This window comes from Brevundimonas sp. (assembly GCF_030704825.1).
In the GTDB taxonomy this organism is placed as follows: Bacteria; Pseudomonadota; Alphaproteobacteria; order Caulobacterales; family Caulobacteraceae; genus Brevundimonas.
In genome coordinates this window covers 1-10,821 of the sequence record NZ_JAUYNX010000031.1, presented here as the reverse complement: position 1 = coordinate 10,821, position 10,821 = coordinate 1, and the positions used below count along the sequence as shown (strand labels likewise).

Sequence of the window (10,821 nt, the reverse complement as noted above, 5' to 3'; positions counted from 1 at the left end):
CATGCGATGGCCGTCGAAACCTCGTATTCCCGTCTCCCTGTGCTTGAGGAAGGGCTCTTCCTCGCGTCACGGATCCGAGCGGCCCCCGGATCCCCACAGTTCTTGGACAGGATGGCGGGCGAACCCGCCGTCCACGCCCCGCCTTGCGACGGAGCGAAACTCTAGAAGGCGCGGCGTTTACACGTATTGGGCTCGGATGACAACCGGATCGCCGCGATCCCGCGGCGCCCTGCAATCGGGCCGGGTAGCCAAGCCGTCTCACCTACGTATAGATGCGCCCGATAAGCTAACGTGGGGACTGGACGATGGCGAAGCTCGAAACGCGAACCTACCCCGCCCTGGATCTGGAAACGATCCACCTGAGCGACCTGGTGGGCGCCGACATCGTGGTGGCGACCTCCACCGTCCTCCAACTCCGCAGACCCGACCTCGGCCTCACCGTGGATTTCGGCGGCGTCGGCTTCACCTACGATTCCGATGACCAGCTTTCCGGCGGGACGATCACGTCGATCCGATATGTCTCCCCGACGGCGGACTTCACGCTCAGCGGCGTCAATGTCGCCGCGACGACCGCCGCGTTCTGGATGGTGCTGGACGCCATGCCCACCGCGCTCTCCACGGTCCTGGCGGGCAATGACACGATCAATGACGAGTTCACGCATTCGATCCTGCGCGGATACGGCGGGAACGATCTGATGCACGGCAGCGCGGGCGCCGACACGCTCTATGGCGGAACCGGCGACGACACCCTCTCCAGCGACTTCTACGGCTCGATGACGATCCAGGACGGCCGGAGTTTCCAGCGCGGCGAAGAGGGGAACGACTCCCTGGTCGGCGGCGCGCATTTCGACGATCTGCACGGCAATCAGGGCAATGACACGCTGCGAGGCTCCGAGGGCGACGATTGGGTCGTCGGCGGGAAGGACAACGATCTCCTTTATGGGGACTACAGCCGCTATCTGGGCGGTGTCATGCAGGGGCCCGGCGCCGACGTCATCTACGGCAATATGGGCGGCGACACCTGCTATGGCGGCGGCGGAAACGACGTGATCCGCGGCGGCCAGGACGGCGACCTGCTGTTCGGCGACGAGGGCGACGACTGGATATCCGGAGACCGGGGCCCGGACACCATGACCGGCGGCGCGGGCGCGGACACCTTCTACGTCTTCACTGGATCGGGGTCGGACCAGATCACCGACTTCTCGGCGGCGCAGGGCGATCGCATCCAGTTCGAGCCCGGCATGACCTACACGATCGGCCAACAGGGGGTCGACACGGTCATCGAGACCGCCGGCGGCGAACGGATCGTCCTGGTCGGCGTCGAAGGCTCGAGCCTGGTCGGCGCCTGGAGCTTTTTCTTGGCCTCCTAGTGCGGCCGCGTCGCGACCACCGCCGTCATCAGCATCACCGCGTAGCACCAGAGGACGAAGGCGCCGAACAGCGGCGCATGGCTGGGCGGGAAGTTGGGCAGGACCTGGACGAAGGCCGCCACGACCCCGGCGTCCAGCACCATCTGCGGTACCACGAACGAGCCCAGCGCGGCCAGTTGGTGGCGGGGCTCGACCCGGCGCAGGAAGACCAGGGTGGCCACGACGAGGCCGAGGCCGGAGACCGCTCCGGTGATCAGCAGGGTCCAGGCCGGCCGGTCGACCCAATCCGACGGCAGGAGCCGCAGGATGAGGGTCGAGACCGCCCAGACGAACGTCCCACGCAGCAGGAACCAGAGATAGAGGCGCAAGGTCCCGGGCGCCTCAGTCGTGCAGCGGTTCGAAGCTGAAGACCCAGGGCGTGTCTGTGTCGACGCCGACCCTCACCGCCTTCAGCTCCGGCGCGCCATAGACCTGGAGTCGCGTGATGTTGCCGTAGAGCGGCGGCTTCACCTCGCCCTGACTGACCATGAACGGCCGATCGACGATGAAGTCGTGGAAGTCGCCGTTGATCAGCAAGACCGGCTTGCCGAACCGACCGCCCAGGTCGCGGATGGCAAGCGCCAGCCAGTAGTACGGCCCCTCGAACCCGCCACGCAGCTCCTTGCCGGAGAACTCCCCGCCCTCCCCGTCCACGAACATGGCCGCCTGGAGCGAGATCACCACGGCCTTGGCGTTCCTGGCCTTGGCCTCGGCGAAGGTCGCCTTGATCCAGTCCACGTTGGCGCGGTTGCGGGCGATGGCCTCGGCGGCGCGGGCTTCGTTCTGCATCAGGAAGCCGTTGCTGGAGCCCGGCGCGCTCAGGGTCGCGAAGACCACGCCGCCCTTCTCCCAGCGGGTGTTCTCGGCGGTGTCCTTGAAGGCGGACACATCGGGCTGGCGGACCAGGGGCATGGTCTTGCCGCCGACGCTCTGCGGCCTGGCGAAGAACACTTTGCGGATCAGGCCCAGGCTGGCCAGCGGGTCGTCATAGCCGGCGCTGGTCATGCCGGCGTCGAGCCCGCGCAGCGGCAGCAGCAACGCCAGGTCGGCGGGGGTCGGCTTGCCGGAGACGAAGCGGGAATAGGCCTCCAGCACGTCGGCCTTGCGGCAGTCGGCCCACTCGTTGTCGCCGGGGGTGTAGACCACCGGATGATCGTACTTGGCGAACCAGCCGAGGATCGAGCGATGCTGGTCCTCGGTGCAGGGCAAGGCGCCCCAGGTGTCGCCCACATGGATGGAGAAGGCCGGCTTGGCCTTGTTGATCCGCGCGATCAGGGCCTCGTAGACCGGATAGTCGACGGCCGGATTGTAGGCGGTGTCGCCCAGGGCCACGAAGCTGAAGGTCTCGGCCCGGACCGGCTGCGCCAGCAGCATCAGGACGCCAAGGACCGCCGCAAACCTACGCATGATCGTTTCCCCCTGTGATTTGACGCCACCCTAGACCGGTCCGCCGCGCCGCGCAGCCCTGACGCGAGCGCCGCCCCCTACCCCGTCCAGTCGGCCTTGCGCTTCGCGGTCCAGGCCTTCACGCCCTCCTTGTAGTCGGGCTCGGTGATCATGGCCTCCAGCAGGGCCTGGGCCGCGCTCACCGAGGCCGCGGCGTCGCGGTGCAGGTCGCGGTAGATCTGGTGCTTGGTCTCCCGCGCCGAACCCGGGGCCACGCTGTCGGCGAGGTTGCGGGCGTAGTCCATGACGGCCGGCATCAGGGCGGCGGGGGCGACCAGCCGGTTCAGGAACCCCATGGCCAGCGCCTCCTCGGCGGTGAACACCCGGCTCGACAGCAGTATATCGTTGGCGTGGCTGAGGCCCACGATGCGCGGCAGCACCCAGGAGAGGCCGAACTCCGCGGGGAAGTTGAAGCGTCCGTGCGCCGCGGTGAACTTGGCGCCAAGGGCCGCGAACCGCAGGTCGGCGAAGGCGGCCAACACCAGGCCCACCCCGGCGGCCGGCCCGTTGATCGCCGCGATGATCGGCTTGCCGATCCCAAAGTGGTAGGCGAAGGCCTCGTCGAAGTGCGGGTCGACGCCGAAACCCGGCATGGCGAGGCCGTCGTCCGTGCCAGGATCGTAGCGGCCCTTCTCGGAATGGCCCTCGAGCGCGCCCAGGTCGGCGCCGGCGCAGAAGGCCTGGCCCTCCGGGTCGCCGGTGACCACGATCACCCGCACCTGCCGGTCCTGGTCGGCCTCGCGCAGGCACCAGCGGTACTCGGTGTGCATCCGGCCGGTCCAGGCGTTGCGCCGCTGGGGCCGGGCCAGGGTGAGTGTCGCGACCCGGTCGGCGACCTCGTAACGGGTGGTCTTCAGCTCCACGGCGCGCCCTCTCCTGCTCGCCGCCATATGAGCCCAGTTCGCGCGCAAAGAAAAAGGGAGCGGCCCGAAAGCCGCTCCCTTCAAACTCTCACGAGATGGGTTGGCGTCAGACGCCGAGCGAACCCGCGTCGATCTTGAAGCCAGGCCCCATGGTCGAGGAGAGGCTGATCTTCTTGATGTAAAGACCCTTGGCGCCCGAGGGCTTGGCCTTGTTCAGAGCGTCGACGAGGGCCCGGACGTTGGCCAGGATCGCGTCTTCGGTGAAGCTGGCCTTGCCGATGCCGGCGTGGATGATGCCGGTCTTCTCGGTGCGGAACTCGATGGAACCGCCCTTGGCGTCCTTCACGGCCTGGCCGACGTTGGGCGTCACGGTGCCGACACGCGGGTTCGGCATCAGGCCGCGCGGGCCCAGCACCTTACCCAGACGGCCCACCAGGGCCATCATGTCCGGCGTGGCGATCACGCGGTCGAATTCCATGAAGCCGCCCTGGATGCGCTCGACCAGCTCCTCGGCGCCGACGATGTCGGCTCCGGCGGCGGTGGCTTCGGCGGCCTTGGCGTCCTTGGCGATGACGGCGACGCGAACGTCACGGCCGGTGCCGGAGGGCAGCGAGACCACGCCGCGGACCTGTTGGTCGGCGTGACGCGGGTCGACGCCCAGGTTGACGGCGATCTCGATCGACTCGTCGAACTTGGCGGTGGCGTTGGTCTTGACCGCGGCGATGGCGTCGGTGAACGGCATCAGGGCCAGCGTGTCGCCGGTCCGGGCCTTGGTGCGCTTGGTTTGCTTGGCCATGTGCTTAGCCCTCCACGACGTTGAGGCCCATGGCGCGAGCCGAGCCTTCGATGATCTTGGTCGCGGCGTCCAGGTCGTTCGCGTTCAGATCCTTCATCTTCTTCTCGGCGATCTCACGCAGCTGGCTGCGCTTGATCTTGCCTGCCACTTCGCGGCCCGTCATCTTCGAACCCGAGGTGATCCCGGCGGCCTGTTTGATGTAGTGGGTCGCGGGCGGGGTCTTGGTGACGAAGGTGAAGCTCTTGTCCTGGTAGACGGTGATCACCGTCGGCAGGGGCGTGCCTTTGACTTCCTTCTCGGTGCGGGCGTTGAACTCCTTGACGAAGCCCATGATGTTGACGCCGCGCTGGCCCAGGGCCGGCCCGATCGGGGGCGAAGGCGTGGCGTTGCCGGCCGGCACCTGCAGTTTGATATAGCCCAGAATCTTCTTGGCCATTGGTCTCTCCTTACGATGGCCCCGAACTCAATCGGGACCGGTGAGCCGTGGTCGTGGCATGGCTGCCTCCCACGGATTTATGCGGGCGAACCCGCACCGCCCCTCAGAGCGAGGCGCGCGTGTAGCAAAAGGCCGCCGTAAAAGCAAACGGCGGCCCGAGGACCGCCGCTGCGAAACGTCAGAACCGGCCTGAAATCAGCCCGCGTTCTTCTCGACCTGATTGTACTCCAGATCGACCGGGGTCGGACGGCCGAAGATGGACACGGCCACGCGCAGGCGGGCGTTGTCCTCGTCGACGCTCTCGACCTGGCCCTCGAAGCTGGCGAAGGGCCCGTCGATGACCTTGACGGTCTCGCCGATGTCGAAGCGGATGGTGGGCTTGGGCCGTTCGACGCCCTCCTCCACCTGGCCGATGATGTTCTGGACCTCGCGCTCCGAGACCGGCAGCGGCTTGGTGCCGCCCGCGGCGCCGAGGAAGCCGGTGACCTTCGGCGTGTTCTTGACGAGGTGATAGGCGTCGTCGGTCATCTCCATCTTCACCAGCACATAGCCGGGGAAGAATTTGCGCTCGGAGTTGACCTTCCGGCCGCGCCGGATCTCGACCACGTCCTCGGTCGGCACCAGGATCTCGGAGAAACAGTCCTCAAGGCCCTGCTGGCGCGCCTGGTCGGTCAGGTGCTGGGCGACCTTCTTCTCGAAATTCGAATAGGCGTGGACGATGTACCACTTGTGGCGCGGATTGGCGGGCTTGGCGGGGGCGGCGTCGGTCATGAGGGGTCTTTCTTACTGGCCGAGCGCGAGCACGATGCGCGACAGGAAGGCCAGGCCGGTGTCGACGAAGAAGAAGAAGATCGCCGCGATCAGCACCATGATCAGCACCATCACCGAGGTGATCCAGGTCTCCTTGCGGCTCGGCCACACGATCTTGCGCCCTTCGGCGCGGACCTGGCTGGCGAACTGCGGGATCGTGGTGCGCTTCTTCGGTGCGGTCGCCTCGGCCGCCACGGCGCTGCCGGCGATCGCCGGCTGGACGGTCTGGGTGCGGCGCCCCGAGGGGCTCTTGGCCTTGGCCATGATCTTCTGGTCTCGTTTCAACGTCTGACGGTGCAGATGGGGACCCGCCCCGTCAGTGATAAGTGGCAGGAGTGGAGGGACTCGAACCCACGACCCTCGGTTTTGGAGACCGATGCTCTACCAGCTGAGCTACACTCCTGTGGTTCCGGACAAACTACAACGCGCCAGAGGGAGGCCCCCGGGCGCGTTCGGCTTCGCCAGACCGCGGCGTATGCCCGACCGCGCGGGGGTTTTCAAGCGGATTGGGCTAATCCTCGTACTGCTCCGCCACGGCCCGGGCTTCGTCCTCGGGCTTGACCACCTGCCGGAACAGCAGTTTGTCGATGCGGCGATCATCCATGTCGATGATCTCGACCTCGAACCGGCCCAGCTGCAGGATTTCGCCCTCGTTCGGCACCCGCGACAGCTGGTGCAGCACCAGACCCGCGATGGTGTGGAAACCGTCGGCCTCGCCGAAATCCTCGCCGAGGGCGTCCGCCAGTTCGTCGATGTCGGTCTGGCCGTCGACCAGCCAGCTGCCGTCCTCGCGCTGGCGGACGTTCACGTCGGCGTCGTCGTGGCTCTCGTCGAAATCCCCGGCGATCATCTCCAGCAGGTCGGTGGCGGTGACCACGCCCTCGAAGGCCCCGAACTCGTCGACCAGGAAGGCCATGTGGACCCGGGAGGCCTTCATGATTCCCAGCGCCTTCAACACCGAGGTGGACTGCGGAATGAAGGCGGGGGTCTGCACCAGCCGCTCGACATTGAACTCGCCGTTGTCCAGCAGGCTGTCCAGAAGGTCCTTCTTGTGGACCACGCCGAGCGGGTTATCGACGTCGTTCTCGCGCGCCACCACGATGCGCGAATAGGGGCAGGTGCGGACCTCTTCCCGCAGGGTCTCCTCGGCGTCGTTCAGGGCGATCCAGAACACCTCGTGGCGCGGCGTCATGGCCACGCGAATGGGGCGGTCGCCGAGGCGCAGGATCTCCTCGATCATCTCCTGCTCTTCCGGCTCGATCAGACCCGACGCCGTGCCTTCGGCGATCATCGTCTCGACCTCTTCCTGGGTCACGTCCGAGCCGTCGCGGTCCTTGACGTTCATCAGCTTCAGGATGGCCGAGGTCGAAGCCGTCAGGACCACGACGAACGGCTTCAGCACGATGGCCACGGTCGAGATCGGGGCCGCCATCTTGGAGGCGATGTTCTCCGGAAAGATCAGGGCCAGCCGCTTGGGCACCAGTTCGCCCACGATCACCGACACATAGGTGATGAAGACGATGACCAGGACCGTGGAGAAGACCTCGGTGTAGGCGGCGAGCGCGGGGAAGGCGCCCCCCAGGATGAGATTCAGCTCGCCCGCGATGGCGGCCTGGCCATAGGCGCCCGCGGCGATGCCGATCAGGGTGATGCCGACCTGGACCGCCGACAGGAAATGGGTCGGATCCTCGGCGAGCTTGAGCGCCGCGCGGGCGCCCCGGTCGCCGCGTTCGGCCCGGCTCTGCAATTTGGACTTGCGGGAAGAGACGACCGCCAATTCGGTCATGGCGAACAGGCCGTTGAGCACCACGAGGGCCAGAACGACGACGATGGCGATGGCTAACATCTAGGGGGAGCGAGACCGGCGCGGCGCGACAGCCGGCGTCCGCAGCGGCGATGATAGGGGGATTTCGTCCCCTTCGCCACGGTTTCTTCGATCAGGTCCGGCGACCGGCCTCGATGGCGCCATAGGGGCCGCGCGTCGATCCGTCGTCGGGCGTCGCGGCGCAGGCGGACATGCCGACCAGGGTGCCGATGAACAGGCCGATCCGAAGCGCGCGCCACATGGTTACCAAATCCCTAACGTCCGTGATCCGAACGTAGGGACCTGTTCCCGGTTCCGCGCAAGCGATTGCGCCTGCCGGGCGCGACGTTAACCGCCTTGCGTCACCCATCCGGCGAGCAGGAAGATCCCGATCAGCCCCAGAATGGCCCAGCCGATCCAGTTGTCGTTGTGGGGGACGCCGCCGTCGATCCCGGCGATCCGCCCCTTCCTCACCGCGACGGGAAAGCTGACGCCGTTGAAGTCGCGCGCTTCCCTCGCCGCGACAAAATGGTCCTGGGCCTGTTCCGCCTCGACGATCCGGCGCGTGATCGTCAGGTCCAGGGTGTGGACCGCCTGACGCGGCGAACGCCATTCCAGTACGCTGCGCAGGGCGGTCGCGGGCCCCGTCCGCTCGATCGACCAGGGCGTTATGGAGATGGCCGCCGGCAGGTTGAACACGCGCTCGGTGACGATCCGGCGCGGATGGCCGACGTCGATCGGCTCGACCCGACGAGCCGACTCCAGATCGCGCAGGTTCGGCCCGATCACGTCGTCGCGTGAAACGAAGCGCATCCGCCCGGCGTCCAGCGGCTGGAAGGGCCGGTCGACATCGTACAGCTCGACCACCTCCAGCCGGTTGTCCGCGGCGCCGTCGATCACCTCCAGCGGCGCGGCCTCGACCACCTGGCCGTATTCGACCTCCAGCGATTCCCGAAAGCGGCGGCCGACGTTGCGGCGGCCGTCGTTGGCCAGCCAGCGTCGCATGTCATCGGCGCGCCAGTCGCGATAGACGGTGCGCAGTTCCAGCCGCGCGGGCAGGGCCGCCTGCTTGTCGAAGGTCCAGGTTTCGCGCGTCTCGCAGACCGTCGGCGTGGGCGCCTCCCTCAGCGGCTCCAGCTCGCCTCCCTCGACCAGCGGCAGGGCCCAGCCGTGGCGCGGCCGGGTCAGGTGCAGCAGATCGCCGCCCTGACTCGACAGGGTCGGGTCGACCCACCAGGCGCCGCCATCGACGGTGGTCCGCACGATGCAGTGGTCGAACGCCGTGGCGTTGGGCGGTTCGTCGGCCAGACCGGGGCCGAGCCGCGTATTGACCAGGGCGGGGACAGCCTCCACCCCCATGCGCCGCAACAAGGCCACCAGCAGCCGCGAGGCGTCCTTGCAATCGCCATAGCGGGTTTCCCAGATGGCTTCGACCGGGCGCGGCCGGAAACCCCCGTCTCCGACGCCGACCGAATGATAGCGCAGCGCCGCCTGCACGAACCGGAGACTCGCCGCCACCCGTCCCGCCGCCGTGCCTTCCGCCGCCATGATGCCGGCGGCGGCCGTCTCCAGCGTATCCGGCAGCCGCTCCGGCGGGTCGTAGAAACCGCGGAACAGGCCGGCCACATCGCTCCATTGCACCGTGTCGGCGACGAGGACCGAGGCGTAGCCGGTGTGCCAGGCGGGCGCGTCCGCCTCGTGACGCCACGGCGTCGCGTCCCGCATCGTCCAGCGCAGGGTCCGCACCCCGTCGGCGGTCGTGTCCCGCGCCCTCGGCGACCTGCCGAACGACCGGATCGTCAGCAGCCGCCCCTCGGGCACGCGAACCTCGACCCGCGTCTCAACCACCGGCGAGCTCCACTGCAGGCGCGGGGAGAAGCTCAGCGAATCCTTCAGCACCGGATTGGCGCCGATGATCGAGAAGGCGGTGTCGACCACGTCGCCGACCCGCACGTCGGGCACGATCATGTGCGCCGTCAACCGGCCGTCATAGACGGCCCGCTCGAGGTTCAGCTCGCGCCGGAACAGTTCGAACGCCTCGGGCCGGGCGGCCTCGCGCGCCACGCCGTCGCGCCAGACCCGGACGCCGTGGACGACCAGCCGCTCGTACGACGGATTGAACGCCATCTCGAAGCTGGCCGCGGGCTGCAGGCCGTCGCTCCCGGTCACCTGCTGCACCAGCCGGCTGGTGAAGACCCGCTCGCGCCCGGTCGCGTCCAGCCGCGTGTCCGACAGCCAGAAACAGCAGCCGCGCTCGCTCAGCGCCGACGGATCGCGGTCCCCGATATCGAAGACGCCCATGTCGAACCCGTCCGGCGCCGGTCCGAACTCCAGTCCGCGCGTTCCCGCCCGCTCGCCCTCGTACGCCACGCCTGCATCCCCCGACACAACTTCGGAGCGACGCTAGACGATCATTCCGCGAGCGTCATCTTCGTCGCGTGTGAGGTGAGCGCGCGCCAAACTCTCCTTCCCCCCTTCACGGGGGAAAGGTGGCAGGCGAAGCCTGACGGACGGGGCTGCTGGCTGCGGCTTCCCGTGTCGCCGATCGCAAGGCGGACAGAGCCCCGCCGCTCCGCGGTCCACCTTCCCCCGAAATGGGAAGGTGCAGCGTGTGCGCAAAGCAAAACCCCCGCCGGCTTGCGCGGGCGGGGGCTCTGTTACGCTGACTTGAAGTCGCCGCTTACTCGGTGATCTTCGACACCACGCCGGCGCCGACGGTGCGGCCGCCTTCACGGATGGCGAAGCGCAGCTTCTCTTCCATGGCGATGGGGGTGATCAGCTCGACGTTCAGCTCGGCGTTGTCGCCGGGCATGATCATCTCGACACCTTCCTTGAGGTGCACGATGCCGGTCACGTCCGTGGTGCGGAAGTAGAACTGCGGGCGGTAGTTGGTGAAGAACGGGGTGTGACGGCCGCCCTCTTCCTTGGTCAGGATGTAGGCCTCGGCCAGGAATTTGGTGTGCGGGGTGATCGAACCCGGCTTGCACAGAACCTGGCCGCGCTCGACGTCCTCCCGCTTGGTGCCGCGCAGCAGCACGCCGACGTTGTCGCCCGCCTGGCCCTGGTCCAGCAGCTTGCGGAACATTTCCACGCCGGTGCAGGTCGTCTTCTGGACCGGGCGGATGCCGACGATCTCGACTTCCTCGCCGACCTTGACGATGCCGCGCTCGACCCGGCCCGTGACCACGGTGCCGCGGCCCGAGATCGAGAACACGTCTTCCACCGGCATCAGGAACGGCAGGTCCAGCGGACGCGCC

Annotated in this window: 12 protein-coding genes and 1 tRNA gene; 1 reads left to right on the top strand and 12 read right to left on the bottom strand. The window is 67.8% G+C overall.

The genetic code is table 11. The features are described 5' to 3' along the window. The first annotated feature begins 305 nt into the window (after positions 1-305). Complete coding sequence (locus Q8Q71_RS14455; RefSeq protein WP_305760300.1) at positions 306-1,370, top strand: calcium-binding protein; 1,065 nt, start codon at positions 306-308, stop codon at positions 1,368-1,370. Here Q8Q71_RS14455 and Q8Q71_RS14450 read toward each other — a convergent pair. From Q8Q71_RS14450 to Q8Q71_RS14395, 12 genes are all read right to left on the bottom strand, one after another. Further along, positions 1,367-1,738 carry a DUF5367 family protein gene (locus Q8Q71_RS14450; protein ID WP_305760299.1) on the bottom strand — a complete coding sequence of 124 codons (372 nt, stop codon included), beginning with the start codon at positions 1,736-1,738 and terminating at the stop codon, positions 1,367-1,369. The genes Q8Q71_RS14455 and Q8Q71_RS14450 overlap by 4 nt on opposite strands. A 13-nt stretch (positions 1,739-1,751) precedes the next feature. Beyond that, positions 1,752-2,816 (bottom strand): hypothetical protein, encoded by a 1,065-nt coding sequence (locus Q8Q71_RS14445; RefSeq protein WP_305760298.1) that lies wholly within the window; start codon positions 2,814-2,816, stop codon positions 1,752-1,754. A gap of 77 nt (positions 2,817-2,893) precedes the next feature. Next, positions 2,894-3,718 (bottom strand): enoyl-CoA hydratase-related protein, encoded by an 825-nt coding sequence (locus Q8Q71_RS14440; RefSeq protein ID WP_305760297.1) that lies wholly within the window; start codon positions 3,716-3,718, stop codon positions 2,894-2,896. A 106-nt stretch (positions 3,719-3,824) separates the two neighbouring features. Next, positions 3,825-4,514, bottom strand: coding sequence for a 50S ribosomal protein L1 (rplA, locus tag Q8Q71_RS14435; RefSeq protein ID WP_305760296.1), 690 nt, complete (start codon positions 4,512-4,514; stop codon positions 3,825-3,827). A 4-nt stretch (positions 4,515-4,518) separates the two neighbouring features. Beyond that, positions 4,519-4,950: a 50S ribosomal protein L11 gene (rplK, locus tag Q8Q71_RS14430; RefSeq protein ID WP_055829960.1), complete on the bottom strand. Its 432-nt coding sequence runs from the start codon at positions 4,948-4,950 to the stop codon at positions 4,519-4,521. 195 nt (positions 4,951-5,145) lie between these two features. Further along, entirely contained in the window at positions 5,146-5,721 is a 576-nt protein-coding gene (gene nusG / locus Q8Q71_RS14425; RefSeq protein WP_305760295.1) for a transcription termination/antitermination protein NusG, read from the bottom strand. A 12-nt stretch (positions 5,722-5,733) separates the two neighbouring features. Then, positions 5,734-6,024: a preprotein translocase subunit SecE gene (gene secE / locus Q8Q71_RS14420; protein ID WP_305760294.1), complete on the bottom strand. Its 291-nt coding sequence runs from the start codon at positions 6,022-6,024 to the stop codon at positions 5,734-5,736. 63 nt (positions 6,025-6,087) lie between these two features. Continuing rightward, positions 6,088-6,163 (bottom strand) — tRNA-Trp (locus Q8Q71_RS14415). 108 nt (positions 6,164-6,271) lie between these two features. Further along, positions 6,272-7,606: a hemolysin family protein gene (locus tag Q8Q71_RS14410; protein ID WP_305760293.1), complete on the bottom strand. Its 1,335-nt coding sequence runs from the start codon at positions 7,604-7,606 to the stop codon at positions 6,272-6,274. A 91-nt stretch (positions 7,607-7,697) separates the two neighbouring features. After that, positions 7,698-7,826, bottom strand: a complete 129-nt coding sequence (locus Q8Q71_RS14405) for a hypothetical protein (RefSeq protein WP_305760292.1) — start codon at positions 7,824-7,826, stop codon at positions 7,698-7,700. An 86-nt stretch (positions 7,827-7,912) separates the two neighbouring features. Beyond that, positions 7,913-9,934 carry a DUF3857 and transglutaminase domain-containing protein gene (locus tag Q8Q71_RS14400; RefSeq protein ID WP_305760291.1) on the bottom strand — a complete coding sequence of 674 codons (2,022 nt, stop codon included), beginning with the start codon at positions 9,932-9,934 and terminating at the stop codon, positions 7,913-7,915. Between the two features lie 310 nt (positions 9,935-10,244). Then, positions 10,245-10,821 (bottom strand): EF-Tu/IF-2/RF-3 family GTPase (locus tag Q8Q71_RS14395; RefSeq protein ID WP_305758631.1); only part of this gene is annotated, 577 nt, incomplete at its 5' end.